The following is a 15,799-nucleotide window of genomic DNA, read 5'->3' on the forward strand; positions in this document are numbered from 1 at the left end:
ATTGTTTCGGTATCATGCTGGACATTCTTCTGCTTTTCTTTTGGATCTCCACAATGCTGATTGTCTTGTCGCCCGCAAAATCCCTCGATTACAGCACTCCCAGCAAGACAGCAACCCACACCACCCCCGACTTCATCGATCATTCCGCCGAGCTGATCAGCGTCCTGCAGCAGCTGTCGCCGGACCAGATCGGCAGCATGATGAAAATTTCCGATCCGCTGGCCCAGCTCAATACCGCGCGCTTCGCTTCGTGGTCGAAGCAGTTCACCGCCGCTAATTCGAAGCAAGCCATCATGGCGTTCAACGGCGATGTCTACGAAGGCCTGGACGCCGCATCACTGAACACCGCTCAGCTGAATTATGCGCAGAGCCGGATCCGGATCCTGTCTGGCCTGTATGGCGTGCTGCGGCCGCTGGACCGGATGCAGCCCTACCGGCTGGAAATGGGCACCAGCCTGGCCAACCCGCGCGGCAAGAACCTGTATGCGTTCTGGGGTGATACCGTGACCCAGGCGCTCAACCGCCAGATCAGCCAGCAAAAGGCGCGCACGCTGGTCAATCTGGCGTCGGAAGAGTATTTCAAGGTGGTGCGGCCTGCGGTGCTGGATGCAAGCATTGTGACGCCGGTGTTCGAGGATTGGAAGAACGGCAAGTATAAGATCATTTCCTTCTACGCCAAGCGCGCGCGCGGACTGATGGCACGCTACGCCGCGCTCAACAAGATCACCGATGCCGAAAAACTGAAAGCCTTCGATCTCGGCGGCTATCAATACATTCCACAGGATTCCGACGGCGGCCGCTGGATGTTCCGGCGCCGTCTGGCGGAGTAAGAGTCAAGCGCCTGGCGCGCATTGCAGGCTCACATGTAAAAGGATGAAAAATGGCTGCCACTGAACTTGCTGGACGTGCTGCACTTGCTGTCACTTATAACGACATCGCGGCTGCAGCCAAACGCCTGGAAGGCATCGCCTACAAGACGCCGGTGCTGACCTCGAGCCAGGCTGACAGTCATGCCGACGCCAGCATTTTTTTCAAGTGCGAGAATTTCCAGCGCGTCGGCGCCTTCAAGTTCCGCGGCGCCTATAACGCCATCAGCTGCCTCAGCGAAGAGCAGAAGCAGCAGGGTGTGGTGGCTTTTTCATCCGGCAATCACGCCCAGGGCATAGCGCTGGCGGCGCGCATGCTGGGCGTGCACGCCACCATCGTCATGCCGAGCAATGCGCCGGCGATGAAGCTGGCGGCCACCCGCGAATACGGCGCCGAAATCATTTTGTACGACCGCGAGCGCGAAGACCGTGAAGTGATCGCCGCGCGGCTGTCGGCGGAACGCGGCTGCGCCGTGATTCCAGCCTATGACCACCGTGACGTGATCGCCGGGCAAGGTACTGTGGCGAAAGAATTGTTCGATGCCGTCGGGCCGCTCGATTATCTGTTTGTCTGCACCGGCGGTGGCGGCCTGCTGTCCGGCTGCGCCATCGCTGCCGCGCACTTGTCGCCGGATTGCATCGTGTACGGGGTTGAGCCTGAAGCCGGTAACGATGCGCAGCAATCTTTGCGAAGCGGCAACATTGTTCATATCCCGGTGCCCGACACCATCGCCGATGGCGCCCAGACACAGCATATCGGCGAGCTGGTCTTGCCCATCCTGCAAGCCTATGTAAAAGATATCCTGACCGTCAGCGACGACCAGTTGCGCACGCAAATGCGCTTCTTTGCCGAACGCATGAAGATCGTGGTCGAACCGGCCGGCTGCCTGGCCGCTGCCGCCGTGATGCACAAGGCAATCGAGTACGCCGGGGCGAAGGTAGGGGTGATCGTGAGCGGCGGCAATGTCGACATGGAACTTTTCTCACGTTCTGTTGCTGCTGCGAAAGTGTTTTCCTGATATCGTCGGTCTGGTTTATTGTTGAAAAGAAATATTGAGATGGCGACTTGCGCTTCCATGCGGTGCTGGGCGAGCAAGTTTCAATCGGTAAACATTTCTTGCCGGTTTGACCGCTTTCCCCCCGACGCGTTAGAATGCCGGGTTATTGAAAACCTGGGCCTTGCCAAATATGCGTCGTCAACTTGTAGCGGGTAACTGGAAAATGAACGGCAGTCTGGTTGCCAACGCTGCTTTGCTGGCGGAAATCAAGGCTGGCATGGCGTCCGCGGTTTGCGATGTGGCCCTGTGCGTGCCGGCGCCTTACCTTGCGCAATGCCAGGCTGAACTTGCCGGAACGGCAATCGCTCTGGGCAGCCAGGATGTGTCGGCGCATGCAGCAGGCGCGTATACTGGTGAAGTCGCGGTCAGCATGTTGCAGGATTTTGCATGCCGCTACGCCATCGTCGGTCATTCCGAGCGCCGTGCTTATCATGGCGAGACGGATGAAGCGGTCGCGCAGAAGGCTTTGCGCGCCGTGCAGGCAGGCGTGACGCCTATCGTCTGCGTCGGCGAGACCTTGAGCGAGCGCGAGGCTGGGCAGACCGATGCGGTGGTTGGTCGTCAGCTGCAGGCAGTGCTGGATGTGCTGGATGCGGCGCAGGTAGGCAAGATGGTAGTGGCCTACGAGCCGGTCTGGGCGATCGGTACCGGCAAGACGGCCACGCCGCAAATGGCGCAGGATGTGCATCTGGCCTTGCGCGCCAAGCTGGCCGGGAAGAATTCCGCAGCGGCGGCTGAAGTAAAGATTTTGTATGGCGGCAGCATGAAGCCGGACAATGCTGTCGAACTGCTGGCCATGGCGGATATCGACGGCGGCCTGATCGGCGGCGCGGCCTTGAAGGCAGCCGATTTCCTGGCGATTGCAGCAGCCGCTCGGCAGTAACGAATTTTGTGCGCAATAATCCAGTATCCAGTTCTAGTAAAAATTAAAGAATCAACTCTCCTTGGAAGTCATTAAATGAACACAGTATTCAATATCATTGTCATCGTTCAGGTGTTGTCGGCGTTGACGATTATCGGCCTGGTGCTGCTGCAGCATGGCAAGGGCGCCGATATGGGCGCCGCTTTCGGCTCCGGCGCTTCCGGCAGTCTGTTCGGCGCTACTGGTTCTTCGAATTTCCTGTCGAAGTCGACCGGCGCAGCAGCGGCGCTGTTCTTCATCGCCACCCTGGCTCTGGTATATCTGGGTAATCACCGTTCGGTCGCTACCGGCGGCGTGATGGATAACCTGCCTGCGGCTACCGCACCGGCAGCGCCAGCGGCATCTGCTCCGGCAGCGGCGGCTGATGCAGCAATTCCAGGAACTTCGGCGCCTGCAGTTGCACCTGCGCCTGCGGCTGCTTCCGGCTCGGCCAGCGCGGCTGCTTCGGTGCCTGCGCCAGCGACCGGCAGTGCCCAGTCGAACCAGATTCCTAAGTAAGAAAATAGTCAAAATAGAGTAGGATTTGCCGCATTGCGGCGAAATCCTCTCCCTGCAGTAAATTAGTAGCTGTTCTAGAGTGAAATTGCTGACTTTTAATCCGATTGTGCATTGAACAAAAGTAGTAAATCAGGTTAAAATACGCGCTTATGCCGACGTGGTGAAACTGGTAGACACGCTATCTTGAGGGGGTAGTGGCGAAAGCTGTGCGAGTTCGAGTCTCGCCGTCGGCACCAAAGAATACGAGGCCAGCAACGGTTGCCCCTGCGCTGGCTTTTTGTCGAGGAACTTGTAGTGTGGTTTGCTGGATTGGGGGCGTCAGGTCTGATACATCAGATCCGCAAATCATTCTGCTAATCGTTTGAACTACTGGCGCATAATCGTGAACCTCGAAAATTACTTTCCCGTCCTGCTGTTTATTCTGATCGGTATCGCGGTAGGTGTTGCACCGCAATTGCTGGGTCGGATTCTTGGGCCGCATCGGCCTGATTCCCAAAAAACATCTCCTTACGAATGCGGCTTTGAAGCATTCGAAGATGCGCGCATGAAGTTCGATGTGCGTTACTACCTTGTCGCCATTTTGTTCATTTTGTTCGATCTGGAAACCGCTTTTTTCTTCCCGTGGGGGGTTGCCATGCGCGACCTCGGATGGCAGGGCTTTGTCACGATGATGGTGTTTATCGCCGAATTCGCGGTGGGCTTCTGGTACATCTGGAAACGCGGCGCTCTGGATTGGGAGTAAGTCATGTCTATTGAAGGCGTATTGAACGAAGGCTTTGTCACCACTACTGCTGACAAGCTGATCAACTGGACTCGTACCGGCTCGCTGTGGCCGATGACATTCGGTCTGGCCTGCTGTGCCGTCGAGATGATGCATGCCGGCGCCTCGCGCTACGACATGGACCGTTTTGGTGTAATCTTCCGTCCGTCGCCACGTCAGTCCGACGTCATGATCGTGGCCGGCACGCTGTGCAACAAGATGGCGCCGGCCCTGCGCAAGGTGTACGACCAGATGCCGGAACCGCGCTGGGTGATTTCGATGGGTTCCTGCGCCAACGGCGGCGGCTACTATCATTACTCGTATTCGGTGGTGCGCGGCTGCGACCGCATCGTGCCGGTGGATATCTATGTCCCGGGCTGCCCGCCGACTGCTGAAGCACTGTTGTACGGCATCATCCAGTTGCAAAACAAGATTCGCCGCACCAATACGATTGCGCGCTAAGAGAGCACCATGACGACCAAACTGGAAACCCTGGAAGCCGCCGTGCGCAATGCGCTTGGCGACGACCTGCAAAGCCTGACCGTGGCCTTCGGCGAGATCACCATCATCGTCAAGGCTGCCAACTACCTGTCGGCGATGCGCGTCCTGCGCGATCACGCCGATACCCGTTTTGAAGAGCTGATCGACCTCTGCGGCGTCGATTATTCGACCTACGGCGACGGCGCCTGGGATGGTGCGCGCTTTGCCGCGGTGTCCCATCTGCTGTCGATCGAGCACAACTGGCGCCTGCGGGTGCGCGTGTTCGCGCCGGACGACGACATGCCGGTGCTGGCTTCGGTGACCGATATCTGGGCGTCGGCAAATTGGTACGAGCGTGAAGCATTCGACTTCTTCGGCATCCTGTTCGAAGGCCACAACGACTTGCGCCGCATCCTGACCGACTATGGCTTCATCGGCCATCCTTTCCGCAAGGACTTTCCGGTGTCCGGCTATGTCGAAATGCGCTACGACGCCGAGCAGAAGCGCGTAATTTATCAACCCGTAACGATCGATCCGCGCGAAATCACGCCGCGGGTGATTCGTGAAGAACAATATGCAAAATAGCGGGACAGAGTTTAAGAGCCGCCGCCGTGCGGCGAATTACTCTGTCCTCTACTGACTAAGATGGAAGTTTGAGGCGGCGATGACGGTTGCAAAACAATTTGACTCTGACCCTAATTAATGACTGGCTGAAATAATGGCAGAAATCAAGAACTACACGCTGAACTTCGGCCCGCAGCATCCGGCCGCACACGGCGTTTTGCGCCTGGTGCTGGAACTGGACGGTGAAGTGATCCAGCGTGCCGACCCGCATATCGGCCTGCTGCACCGTGGCACCGAAAAGCTGGCGGAACAGAAGACCTATCTGCAATCCGTACCCTACATGGACCGCCTCGACTACGTGTCGATGATGTGCAACGAGCACGGCTACGTGATGGCGATCGAACGCCTGCTGGGTCTGGAAGTGCCGCTGCGCGCCCAGTACATCCGCGTCATGTTCGATGAGATCACGCGTCTGCTGAACCACTTGATGTGGATCGGCGCGCATGCGCTGGACGTCGGTGCGATGGCGGTGCTGCTGTATGCATTCCGCGAACGCGAAGACCTGATGGATTGCTACGAAGCCGTTTCCGGCGCCCGCATGCATGCCGCTTACTACCGTCCCGGCGGCGTCTACCGCGACCTGCCGGACACCATGCCGCAGCACAAGGCATCGCTGGTGCGCAACGCCAAGGCGATCAGCGCGCTCAATGAAAACCGCCAGGGTTCCCTGCTGGATTTCATCGAAGACTTCACCGTGCGTTTCCCGAAATACGTCGACGAATACGAAACCCTGCTGACCGACAACCGCATCTGGAAACAGCGCCTGGTCGGCATCGGCGTGGTGTCGCCAGAGCGCGCCAAGGCCATGGGCTTTACCGGCGCCATGCTGCGCGGTTCCGGCGTCGAGTGGGATCTGCGCAAGAAGCAGCCGTACGAAGTGTACGACTTGCTGGACTTCGATATCCCGGTCGGCAAGAATGGCGACTGCTATGACCGTTACCTGGTGCGCGTGGAAGAAATGCGCCAGTCCAACCGGATCATCAAGCAATGCGTAGAATGGCTGCGCAACAACAGCGGTCCGGTGATGACCACCAACCACAAGGTTGCGCCGTCGTCGCGGGTCGACATGAAATCGAACATGGAAGAGCTGATCCATCACTTCAAGCTGTTCACTGAAGGTTTCCATGTGCCGCCGGGCGAAGCGTATGCCGCGGTCGAACATCCGAAGGGCGAGTTCGGCGTCTACATCGTGTCCGATGGAGCCAACAAACCTTACCGTCTGAAGATCCGTGCACCTGGCTTCCCGCATCTGCAGGGGTTGAACGAAATGGCCAAGGGCCACATGATCGCCGATGCCGTCACCATCATCGGTACGCAAGACATCGTGTTCGGTGAAATTGACCGCTAAGGCTGCCAGAAACAAACGCAGTTATTACTAAACACTACTCGCGCAAAGCACCGCGCACGAATGGCCAACACATGCTGTTAAGTCAAGATACATACAAAAAGATCGATCGCGAAGTCGCGAAATTCCCCGCCGACCAGAAACAGTCGGCGGTGATGGCCGCGCTGGCGATTGCGCAAGACGAAAAGGGCTGGCTGGCGCCGGAAACCATGCAGGATGTCGCAGACTACCTGGGCATGCCGGCGATCGCGGTGCAGGAAGTCGCGACCTTTTACAATATGTACAACACGAAGCCGGTCGGCAAGCACAAGATCAGCATCTGCACCAACCTGCCATGCCAGTTGTCCGGCGGCGAGCGCGCTGCAGAGCATCTGAAGCACAAGCTCGGCATCGGTTTCCGCGAAACCACGGCCGACGGCCAGTTCACGCTGGTGGAAGGCGAATGCATGGGCGCTTGCGGCGATGCGCCGGTGCTGCTGGTGAATAACAAACGCATGTGTAGCTGGATGTCGAACGAAAAGATTGACGGCTTGATCGAGGAACTGAAAAAATGACCAGCCTGCACAATCGTCACATCAACCCGCTGATCCTGGCTGACCTGGACGGCAACAACTGGCACTACGCCGATTACGTCAAGCGCGGCGGCTATACCGCCCTCAAGCGCATTCTGTCTGAAAAAATCACGCCGGAACAAGTCATCGCCGAACTGAAAGCCGGTTCGCTGCGCGGCCGCGGCGGCGCCGGTTTTCCGACCGGCCTGAAGTGGAGCTTCATGCCGCGCCAGTTTCCAGGCCAGAAGTACCTGGTCTGCAACACCGACGAAGGCGAGCCGGGCACATTCAAAGACCGCGACATCATCCGCTACAACCCGCATTCGCTGATCGAAGGCATGGCCATCGGCGCTTACGCCATGGGCATCACGGTCGGCTACAACTACATCCACGGTGAAATCTGGTCTGGCTACGAGCGCTTTGAAGAAGCGCTGGAAGAGGCGCGCGCCGCCGGCGCCTTGGGCGACAAGATTTTCGGCAGCGAATTCAATTTCCAGCTGCATGCATTCCACGGCTACGGCGCCTACATCTGCGGCGAAGAAACCGCCTTGCTGGAATCGCTGGAAGGCAAGAAGGGCCAGCCGCGCTTCAAGCCGCCTTTCCCTGCCAGCTTCGGCCTGTACGGCAAGCCGACCACCATCAACAACACCGAGACTTTCGCCGCGGTGCCGTTCCTGCTGAACATGGGCGGCGAAGCCTATGCGGCGCTGGGCAAGCCGAACAACGGCGGCACAAAGATCTTCTCGATCTCGGGCGACGTCGAACGGCCTGGCAATTACGAAGTGCCGCTTGGTACGCCGTTCGCCAAGCTGATGGAACTGGCCGGCGGCATGCGTGGCGGTAAAAAGATCAAAGCCGTGATCCCAGGCGGTTCGTCCGCGCCGGTGATCAAGGGCGACGTCATGATGGATACCGACCTCGATTACGATTCGATCGCCAAGGCCGGCTCGATGCTGGGTTCCGGCGCCGTGATCGTGATGGACGAAACGCGCTGCATGGTGAAATCGCTGCTGCGCCTGTCCTACTTCTATTTTGAAGAATCCTGCGGCCAGTGCACGCCATGCCGCGAAGGCACGGGCTGGCTGTACCGCCTGGTGCATCGCATCGAGACAGGGCACGGTCGTCCGGAAGACATGGATCTGCTGGACACGGTTGCCGGCAACATCATGGGCCGCACCATCTGTGCGCTCGGCGATGCGGCAGCGATGCCGGTGCGCGGTTTCCTCAAGAATTATCGCGAAGAATTTGAATATCACATCGAGCATAAGCATTGCTTGGTGCCGGCATACGTTTAAGCCATGTAGGGTGGGCACGTTTTTGTGCCCACGCGGAATGCAACATTGGTGCAGAGATTGGCATTGCGAGTTGGTTCATGCGTGGGCACGGGTGCCCACCCTACCAAAATATTTAGGCAGGAAAAATAGAAGCCATGGTTGAAATCGAAATAGACGGCAAGAAAGTGGAAGTCCAAGAGGGCAGCATGGTAATGGATGCTGCCAACAAGATTGGCACCTACATTCCTCATTTCTGCTATCACAAAAAACTCTCCATCGCGGCCAACTGCCGCATGTGTCTGGTCGAGGTGGAAAAAGCACCGAAGGCCCTGCCGGCCTGCGCCACGCCGGTGACCGCCGGCATGATCGTGCGTACCGCCAGCGACAAGGCCACTACCGCGCAAAAGAGCGTGATGGAATTCCTGCTGATCAACCACCCGCTGGATTGCCCGATCTGCGACCAGGGCGGCGAGTGCCAGTTGCAGGACTTGGCGGTCGGCTACGGCAAATCGTCTTCCCGCTACGAAGAAGAGAAGCGTGTAGTGGCGCCGAAAGACGCCGGTCCGCTGATCTCCATGCGGGAAATGAGCCGTTGCATCCAGTGCACCCGCTGTGTCCGCTTCGGCCAGGAAATCGCCGGCGTGATGGAGTTCGGCATGGTTGGCCGCGGTGAACACTCCGAGATCACTACCTTCGTCGGCAAGACCGTCAATTCCGAATTGTCGGGCAACATGATCGACCTGTGCCCGGTCGGCGCGCTGACCTCGAAACCGTTCCGCTACAGCGCCCGTACCTGGGAATTGTCGCGCCGCAAATCGGTCAGCCCGCATGATGGCCTGGGCGCCAACCTGGTGGTGCAAGTCAAGTCCGGCAAAGTGATGCGCGTACTGCCGCTGGAAAACAATGACGTCAACGAATGCTGGCTGTCGGACAAGGATCGCTTCGCCTACGAAGGCTTGAACAGCGCCGAGCGTCTGACCAAGCCGATGCTCAAGCAAGACGGCAAGTGGCAGGAAGTCGAATGGCAGACCGCGCTGGAATATGTGGCGCACGGCTTGCGCAACATCCGCCACGAGCATGGCGCCGATGCGATTGCCGCTGTCGGCACGCCATATTCGACCCTGGAAGAACTGTCGCTGCTGCAAAAAGTAGTGCGCGGCCTGGGTTCCGAAAACATCGATTTCCGCCTGCGCCAGTCCGATTTCGCACTGGATGGCAAGGTCACGCCATGGCTGGGCATGTCGATCAATGAATTCGCGCAGCTGAACCGTGCCTTCATCATCGGTTCTTTCTTCCGCAAGGATCATCCTTTGCTGTCGGCGCGCATGCGTCTGAGCGTCAAGCGCGGCGCCAAGCTGAGCATCCTGCACGCCACTGACGACGATCTGCTGATGCCGGTGGCTAACAAGATCATCGCCGCACCGTCAGCCTGGCTGGCGGCGCTGGGCCAGGTCGCTGTCGCCGTGGCGCAAGCCAAGAGCGTGGCGGCGCCGGCCGGACTCGAGAATGTCGAGCCATCGGCTGAAGCCAAGCAGACCGCAGCCAGCCTGTTGTCGGGCGACGCCAAGGCAGTCTTGCTGGGCAACGCAGCGGCGCAGCATCCGCAAGCTTCGCAATTGCACGCTGTGGCGCAATGGATCGCGCAGCAGACCGACGCCAAATTCGGCTACCTGACAGAGGCTGGCAACACCGTCGGCGGCTACTGGGCCAACGCTTTGCCTGCACCCGGCAAGGGCCGCAACGCGCAGCAGATCTTTACGCAACCGCACAAAGCTTATGTGTTGCTGAACGCCGAGCCGGAGTTGGATAGCTTCGACCCGCAAGTCGCAGTTGCCGCTTTGAAGCAAGCTGAAATGGTTGTTACGCTGTCGGCCTACAAGCACGGCGCCGATTACGCCGACGTGCTGCTGCCGATCGCGCCGTTCACCGAAACTTCTGGGACCTTCGTCAACTGCGAAGGCCGTGCCCAGAGTTTCAACGGCACCGTGCGTCCGGCTGGCGATGCGCGTCCGGCATGGAAAGTATTGCGCGTGCTGGGCAACCTGCTGGGCTTGCCAGGCTTCGACTACGACACATCGGAAGCAATTCGCGACGAAGTGCTGGGCACCGGTGAAGTCGCTGCGGCCAAGCTGGCGTCCGGTTTGAACAATATCAGCGACCTGCAGCCGCAGGCTGTAGCGCAAGCCGTCAATGGCGCGCTTGAACGCATTGCAGACGTGCCTATCTATTTTGGCGACGCCGTAGTGCGGCGCGCGGCATCGCTGCAGGAAACCATCGACGGCCAGGCGCCGCAAGCATGGTTGCCGGCAGCGCTGGCAGCCAAGCTGGACATCGCCGGCGGCGACCGCGTGACTGTCAAGCAAGGGCAGGGTAGTGCATCGCTGCTGGCAGCGATTGACGCTTCCTTGCCGGAAAATGTGGTGCGGGTAGCCGCTTCGCATGCCTCGACCGCAGCCTTGGGCGCGATGTTTGGTTCTATCGTAGTGGAGAAAGCATGATGGATCATTTCATCGCCGCCATCAACGCCACCGGCGCCGACGTTCTCGGCGGCCTCTGGCCCCTGGTCTGGAACCTGATCAAGATCATCGTCGTGCTGGTGCCGCTGCTGCTGTGCGTGGCTTACATGACTTACTGGGAGCGCAAGCTGATCGGCTGGATGCATATCCGCGTCGGTCCTAACCGCGTCGGTCCGGCCGGCCTGTTGCAGCCGATCGCCGATGCCGTCAAGCTGCTGCTGAAGGAAGTCACCGTCCCGACGCGCGCCAACAAGGTCCTGTTCTTCATCGCACCGATCATGACCATCATGCCGGCCCTGGCGGCCTGGGCGGTGGTGCCTTTCGGTCCGGAAACCGTGCTGGCCAACGTCAACGCCGGCCTGCTGTTCGTGATGGCCATTACGTCGATGGAAGTCTACGGCGTGATCATCGCCGGCTGGGCTTCCAACTCCAAGTACGCTTTCCTCGGCGCGATGCGCGCTTCGGCGCAGATGGTGTCCTACGAAATCTCGATGGGCTTCGCGCTGGTGATCGTGCTGATGGTGTCGGGCAGCCTGAACCTGATCGATATCGTCAATGCGCAGAGCAAGGGCTATTTCTTCGATCACGGCGTCGGCTTCCTGTCCTGGAACTGGCTGTCGCTGCTGCCTGTGTTCCTGATCTATTTCATCTCCGGTATTGCCGAAACCAACCGTCATCCGTTCGACGTGGTGGAAGGCGAATCGGAAATCGTGGCCGGCCACATGATCGAATACTCGGGCATGTCGTTCGCGATGTTCTTCCTGGCCGAATACGCCAACATGATCCTGGTGTCGATCCTGACAGCGCTGCTGTTCATGGGCGGCTGGGCCTCGCCGCTGGCGATGCTGGACTGGATCCCAGGCTGGATCTGGCTCGGCGCGAAGACCTTCTTCATGCTGTCGGTGTTCATCTGGGTGCGTGCTTCGTTCCCGCGTTATCGCTATGACCAGATCATGCGCCTGGGCTGGAAAGTATTCATTCCCCTGATCCTCGTGTATCTGGTGATCGTCGCAGCCTGGATTCAAAGTCCATGGAATATCTGGAAGTAATGGAAGGTATAGAGTAAATGGAAGCCATCAAGGATTTTTTCGGCAGTCTGATGCTGCTGGAGCTGCTCAAGGGATTGCGCCTGACCGGGCGCTACCTGTTTGCACGCAAGATTACGGTACTGTTCCCGGAAGAGAAGACGCCGCAGTCGCCGCGTTTCCGCGGCCTGCACGCGCTGCGCCGCTACCCGAACGGCGAAGAGCGCTGCATCGCCTGCAAACTGTGTGAAGCAGTTTGCCCGGCGATGGCCATCACGATTGAATCGGAACAGCGTGCCGACGGTTCGCGCCGCACCACGCGCTACGACATCGATCTGACCAAATGCATTTTCTGCGGTTTCTGCGAAGAGTCTTGCCCGGTCGATTCGATCGTCGAGACCCACATCCTGGAATACCACGGTGAAAAGCGCGGCGATCTGTACTACACCAAGGAAATGCTGCTGGCCGTAGGCGATCGCTACGAACCTGAAATTGCTGCGGCACGCGCAGCGGATGCTGCATATCGCTAATGACTAGGCGTCATCCCCGCGGACGCGGGCACCAAGGTGGGGAATCCATGTTGCGGTAGGTCGGTAAAATGGGTTCCCGCGTGCGCGGGAATGACGCTGTTAGTCAGTAAGGGTTGCTCTAGTAATTGATGAAGTTTTTTTAGCCGACTTTCTGGGCCATTATGGAATTTAAGACCTTTCTTTTTTATGCGTTTTCGGTGGTGCTGGTGCTGGCCGCCTTGCGCGTTATCACCGCCCGCAATCCGGTGCACTCCGCACTGTTCCTGGTGCTGGCGTTCTTCTCCGCGGCCGGTATCTGGATGCTGCTCAAAGCCGAATTCCTGTCGATCGTGCTGGTGCTGGTGTATGTCGGCGCCGTGATGGTGCTGTTCCTGTTCGTGGTGATGATGCTGGATGTCAATCTCGAGAAGATGCGAGAGGGATTCTGGGGCTACTTCCCGCTAGGGGCCACGGTCGGCACCATCATCGTGCTGGAAATGGCTGGCGTGATTTTCCACGGCTTCCAGGGCGGCGACGCCGATGTGCCGGCGATTTCCGCCAACATCGGCAACACCAAGGAACTGGGCAAGCTGATCTACACCGAATATGTGTACGCCTTTGAAATCGCCGCCGTGATCCTGCTGGTAGCGATCGTGGCTGCGGTTGCGCTGACCCTGCGCCGCCGCAAGGACAGCAAGTATTTCGCGCCGTCGGCTGCAGTCAAGGTCAAGAGCACCGACCGCGTGCGCATCGTCAAGATGAAATCGGAAGCCAAGATGGATCCGATCGCGCCTGCCGTGCCGCTTGCTCCGGTCAATCCGGCTGCGCCGCCAGCTCCACAAAAATAACAAGGACGCAACATGGTACTTTCGCTCGCTCACTACCTGATTCTCGGTGCGATCCTGTTCTCGATCGGCATCGTCGGCATTTTTCTGAACCGCAAGAACCTCATCGTATTGCTGATGGCAATCGAATTGATGCTGCTGGCGGTGAACATGAACTTCATCGCCTTTTCGTATTACCTGGGTGATGCGGCAGGGCAGATTTTCGTTTTCTTCATCCTTACTGTAGCAGCCGCTGAAGCGGCGATCGGCTTGGCCATTCTGGTGGCGCTGTTCCGTAACCTGGACACCATCAACGTGGAAGATCTGGATAGCCTTAAGGGCTAAGACGTTTGCCCGGCCGGCTTATGGCAGGGCAGGTGAAGAATACGCAGACAACAAATAACGAATAAAGATAAGGTTCATCATGGCGGGGCAACTTAACCCACAATTACTTCTTGCCGTACCGTTGGCACCCCTGGCTGGTGCTGCGATCGCGGGCTTATTCGGTACCAAATTCTTCGGCAATCTGGTCGGTCGCAAGACCTCGCATACGGTGACGATCCTGGGCGTGCTGATTGCCCTGATCATTTCCGTGCAGACCTTGCTGCAGGTGATCGACGGCGCCACGTTCAACGGCACCTTGTACACCTGGATGACGGTCGGCGGCATCAAGCTGGAAGTCGGCTTCCTGGTCGACAGCCTGACCGCGATGATGATGTGCGTGGTGACCTTTGTCTCGCTCATGGTGCATATCTACACCATCGGCTACATGAAGGACGACGAAGGCTATAACCGCTTCTTTGCCTACATCTCCCTGTTCACCTTCTCGATGCTGATGCTGGTCATGAGCAACAACTTCCTGCAGCTGTTCTTCGGCTGGGAAGCGGTGGGCCTGGTGTCTTACCTGCTGATCGGTTTCTGGTACACCCGTCCGACAGCGATTTTCGCCAACATGAAAGCCTTCCTGGTCAACCGCGTGGGCGACTTCGGCTTCATCCTCGGCATCGGCTTGCTGCTGGCGTATTCCGGCTCCATGAACTACACCGAAGTATTCGCGCAAAAGGGCATGCTGGCGCAGCTGACTTTGCCGGGCAGCGACTGGATGCTGCTGACCGTGGCCTGTATCTGCCTGTTCATCGGCGCCATGGGTAAGTCGGCGCAATTCCCGCTGCACGTCTGGCTGCCGGATTCGATGGAAGGCCCGACCCCGATTTCGGCATTGATCCACGCGGCGACCATGGTCACCGCCGGCATCTTCATGGTGACCCGCATGTCGCCACTGTTCGAGCTGTCCGACACCGCCTTGTCCTTCATCCTGATCATCGGTTCGATTACCGCGCTGTTCATGGGCTTCCTCGGCGTGATCCAGACCGACATCAAGCGCGTGGTTGCTTACTCGACGCTGTCGCAGCTGGGCTACATGACCGTGGCGCTGGGCGCTTCGGCTTATTCGGTAGCCGTGTTCCACCTGATGACGCACGCTTTCTTCAAGGCATTGCTGTTCCTTGGCGCCGGTTCCGTGATCATTGGGCTGCACCACGACCAGGACATGCGCAACATGGGCGGCTTGCGTAAATACATGCCGATCACCTGGATCACGTCGCTGGTTGGTTCGCTGGCCCTGATCGGCACACCGTTCTTCTCCGGCTTCTATTCGAAGGACAGCATCATCGAAGCAGCGCATGCGTCGACCCTGTTCGGTTCCGGCTTCGCTTACTTCGCCGTGCTGGCCAGCGTTTTCGTGACAGCCTTCTATTCCTTCCGCATGTACTTCATGGTGTTCCATGGCGAAGAACGTTTCGGCAAGGCGCACGATGACCACGGCCACCATGCGCCGGCGCATGCGGCTAACGACGCACATGCCGCCCACGATGGCCATGACGCCCATCATGACGAAGCCGAAGAAGAGCACGAGCATCACGGCCTGGCCCCAGGCCAGAAGCCGCACGAGTCGCCTTGGGTGGTGACGCTGCCGCTGATCCTGCTGGCGATTCCATCCGCTGTCATCGGTTTCTTCGCCATCGAACCTATGCTGTTCGGCAGCTTCTTCAAGGACGTGATTTTCGTCAACGAAGCGCACCATGCTATGGAAGAGCTGCGCGCAGACTTCCACGGCCCGGTCGGCATGGTGGCGCACGCGTTCAGCTCGGCGCCGCTGTGGCTGGCGATCGCCGGCGTCGCTGCGGCTTATTACTGCTATATGGTCAACCCGCGCCTGCCGGCGGCGATCAAGCAGAAGTGCGGTCCGATCTTCACGCTGCTCGACAACAAATATTATATGGACAAGTTCAACGACGTGGTCTTTGCCGGCGGCGCCCGCATGCTGGGTCGCGGCTTGTGGAATGCCGGCGACCGCGGTCTGATCGATGGCCTGATCGTCAACGGCAGCGCCAAGGCAGTCAACTGGTTCTCGAAGATTACCCGTCTCTGGCAATCCGGCTATATCTATCACTATGCATTCGTGATGATCATCGGCGTGCTGGGTTTCCTGGTTTGGTTCATGCCGTATCCGTTCAAATAAGCTGCTAAAGCAAGCCCGGCAAACTC

General features: G+C 58.6%; 16 protein-coding genes and 1 tRNA gene. All 17 read left to right on the forward strand.

All coding sequences use genetic code 11. The annotated features are described in order from the left end of the window. Nucleotides 1-53 precede the first annotated feature (53 nt). The 17 genes from yaaA (at nucleotide 54) to nuoL (ending at nucleotide 15,773) form a co-directional block, all read left to right on the forward strand. The gene (yaaA, locus tag CPter91_RS09675; protein ID WP_061939691.1) at nucleotides 54-830 is read left to right on the forward strand and encodes a peroxide stress protein YaaA; all 777 of its coding nucleotides are present in this window, start codon (nucleotides 54-56) and stop codon (nucleotides 828-830) included. A 50-nt stretch (nucleotides 831-880) separates the two neighbouring features. Next, entirely contained in the window at nucleotides 881-1,885 is a 1,005-nt protein-coding gene (locus CPter91_RS09680) for a threo-3-hydroxy-L-aspartate ammonia-lyase (RefSeq protein ID WP_061939693.1), read from the forward strand. A 169-nt stretch (nucleotides 1,886-2,054) separates the two neighbouring features. Further along, nucleotides 2,055-2,807, forward strand: coding sequence for a triose-phosphate isomerase (gene tpiA / locus CPter91_RS09685; RefSeq protein ID WP_082792746.1), 753 nt, complete (start codon nucleotides 2,055-2,057; stop codon nucleotides 2,805-2,807). Nucleotides 2,808-2,882: 75 nt separating this feature from the next. After that, on the forward strand, nucleotides 2,883-3,344 hold the full coding sequence (gene secG / locus CPter91_RS09690) for a preprotein translocase subunit SecG (protein WP_061939697.1): 462 nt from the start codon (nucleotides 2,883-2,885) through the stop codon (nucleotides 3,342-3,344). Nucleotides 3,345-3,495: 151 nt separating this feature from the next. Continuing rightward, nucleotides 3,496-3,580, forward strand: a tRNA-Leu gene (locus CPter91_RS09695). Nucleotides 3,581-3,726: 146 nt separating this feature from the next. Further along, nucleotides 3,727-4,086, forward strand: coding sequence for an NADH-quinone oxidoreductase subunit A (locus CPter91_RS09700; RefSeq protein ID WP_061946053.1), 360 nt, complete (start codon nucleotides 3,727-3,729; stop codon nucleotides 4,084-4,086). Nucleotides 4,087-4,089: 3 nt separating this feature from the next. Beyond that, on the forward strand, nucleotides 4,090-4,566 hold the full coding sequence (locus tag CPter91_RS09705) for a NuoB/complex I 20 kDa subunit family protein (protein WP_014005578.1): 477 nt from the start codon (nucleotides 4,090-4,092) through the stop codon (nucleotides 4,564-4,566). A 9-nt stretch (nucleotides 4,567-4,575) separates the two neighbouring features. Continuing rightward, on the forward strand, nucleotides 4,576-5,169 hold the full coding sequence (locus tag CPter91_RS09710) for an NADH-quinone oxidoreductase subunit C (RefSeq protein ID WP_061939699.1): 594 nt from the start codon (nucleotides 4,576-4,578) through the stop codon (nucleotides 5,167-5,169). A gap of 133 nt (nucleotides 5,170-5,302) precedes the next feature. After that, nucleotides 5,303-6,556 (forward strand): NADH-quinone oxidoreductase subunit D, encoded by a 1,254-nt coding sequence (locus tag CPter91_RS09715; RefSeq protein ID WP_061539686.1) that lies wholly within the window; start codon nucleotides 5,303-5,305, stop codon nucleotides 6,554-6,556. 71 nt (nucleotides 6,557-6,627) lie between these two features. After that, nucleotides 6,628-7,107: an NADH-quinone oxidoreductase subunit NuoE gene (gene nuoE, locus CPter91_RS09720; protein WP_061939701.1), complete on the forward strand. Its 480-nt coding sequence runs from the start codon at nucleotides 6,628-6,630 to the stop codon at nucleotides 7,105-7,107. Then, a complete protein-coding gene (nuoF, locus tag CPter91_RS09725; protein ID WP_061539687.1) occupies nucleotides 7,104-8,399 on the forward strand; it encodes an NADH-quinone oxidoreductase subunit NuoF in 1,296 nt (431 codons plus the stop codon). The genes nuoE and nuoF overlap by 4 nt, the downstream gene beginning before the upstream one ends. Nucleotides 8,400-8,533: 134 nt before the next feature. Further along, a complete protein-coding gene (gene nuoG, locus CPter91_RS09730) occupies nucleotides 8,534-10,876 on the forward strand; it encodes an NADH-quinone oxidoreductase subunit NuoG (RefSeq protein WP_061939703.1) in 2,343 nt (780 codons plus the stop codon). Next, the gene (gene nuoH, locus CPter91_RS09735) at nucleotides 10,876-11,943 is read left to right on the forward strand and encodes an NADH-quinone oxidoreductase subunit NuoH (protein WP_061946056.1); all 1,068 of its coding nucleotides are present in this window, start codon (nucleotides 10,876-10,878) and stop codon (nucleotides 11,941-11,943) included. The genes nuoG and nuoH overlap by 1 nt, the downstream gene beginning before the upstream one ends. A 17-nt stretch (nucleotides 11,944-11,960) precedes the next feature. Further along, entirely contained in the window at nucleotides 11,961-12,449 is a 489-nt protein-coding gene (gene nuoI, locus CPter91_RS09740; RefSeq protein ID WP_014005585.1) for an NADH-quinone oxidoreductase subunit NuoI, read from the forward strand. 161 nt (nucleotides 12,450-12,610) lie between these two features. Further along, complete coding sequence (locus CPter91_RS09745; protein ID WP_061939705.1) at nucleotides 12,611-13,276, forward strand: NADH-quinone oxidoreductase subunit J; 666 nt, start codon at nucleotides 12,611-12,613, stop codon at nucleotides 13,274-13,276. A 12-nt stretch (nucleotides 13,277-13,288) separates the two neighbouring features. Continuing rightward, nucleotides 13,289-13,597 carry an NADH-quinone oxidoreductase subunit NuoK gene (gene nuoK / locus CPter91_RS09750; protein WP_061939707.1) on the forward strand — a complete coding sequence of 103 codons (309 nt, stop codon included), beginning with the start codon at nucleotides 13,289-13,291 and terminating at the stop codon, nucleotides 13,595-13,597. Nucleotides 13,598-13,676: 79 nt separating this feature from the next. Beyond that, nucleotides 13,677-15,773, forward strand: coding sequence for an NADH-quinone oxidoreductase subunit L (gene nuoL, locus CPter91_RS09755; RefSeq protein ID WP_061939709.1), 2,097 nt, complete (start codon nucleotides 13,677-13,679; stop codon nucleotides 15,771-15,773). Nucleotides 15,774-15,799: the final 26 nt, after the last annotated feature.

The sequence above is a fragment of the Collimonas pratensis genome, from assembly GCF_001584185.1.
Taxonomy (GTDB): domain Bacteria; phylum Pseudomonadota; class Gammaproteobacteria; order Burkholderiales; family Burkholderiaceae_D; genus Collimonas; species Collimonas pratensis.

Coding starts and splice junctions, on each gene's coding strand:
- nuoK (WP_061939707.1), top strand. CDS start 13,289: ATGGTACTTTCGCTCGCTCACTACCTGATTCTCGGTGCGATCCTGTTC.
- CPter91_RS09710 (WP_061939699.1), top strand. CDS start 4,576: ATGACGACCAAACTGGAAACCCTGGAAGCCGCCGTGCGCAATGCGCTT.
- yaaA (WP_061939691.1), top strand. CDS start 54: ATGCTGATTGTCTTGTCGCCCGCAAAATCCCTCGATTACAGCACTCCC.
- CPter91_RS09715 (WP_061539686.1), top strand. CDS start 5,303: ATGGCAGAAATCAAGAACTACACGCTGAACTTCGGCCCGCAGCATCCG.
- CPter91_RS09745 (WP_061939705.1), top strand. CDS start 12,611: ATGGAATTTAAGACCTTTCTTTTTTATGCGTTTTCGGTGGTGCTGGTG.
- tpiA (WP_082792746.1), top strand. CDS start 2,055: ATGCGTCGTCAACTTGTAGCGGGTAACTGGAAAATGAACGGCAGTCTG.
- nuoL (WP_061939709.1), top strand. CDS start 13,677: ATGGCGGGGCAACTTAACCCACAATTACTTCTTGCCGTACCGTTGGCA.
- CPter91_RS09705 (WP_014005578.1), top strand. CDS start 4,090: ATGTCTATTGAAGGCGTATTGAACGAAGGCTTTGTCACCACTACTGCT.
- nuoG (WP_061939703.1), top strand. CDS start 8,534: ATGGTTGAAATCGAAATAGACGGCAAGAAAGTGGAAGTCCAAGAGGGC.
- CPter91_RS09680 (WP_061939693.1), top strand. CDS start 881: ATGGCTGCCACTGAACTTGCTGGACGTGCTGCACTTGCTGTCACTTAT.
- secG (WP_061939697.1), top strand. CDS start 2,883: ATGAACACAGTATTCAATATCATTGTCATCGTTCAGGTGTTGTCGGCG.
- nuoI (WP_014005585.1), top strand. CDS start 11,961: ATGGAAGCCATCAAGGATTTTTTCGGCAGTCTGATGCTGCTGGAGCTG.
- nuoF (WP_061539687.1), top strand. CDS start 7,104: ATGACCAGCCTGCACAATCGTCACATCAACCCGCTGATCCTGGCTGAC.
- nuoH (WP_061946056.1), top strand. CDS start 10,876: ATGGATCATTTCATCGCCGCCATCAACGCCACCGGCGCCGACGTTCTC.
- nuoE (WP_061939701.1), top strand. CDS start 6,628: ATGCTGTTAAGTCAAGATACATACAAAAAGATCGATCGCGAAGTCGCG.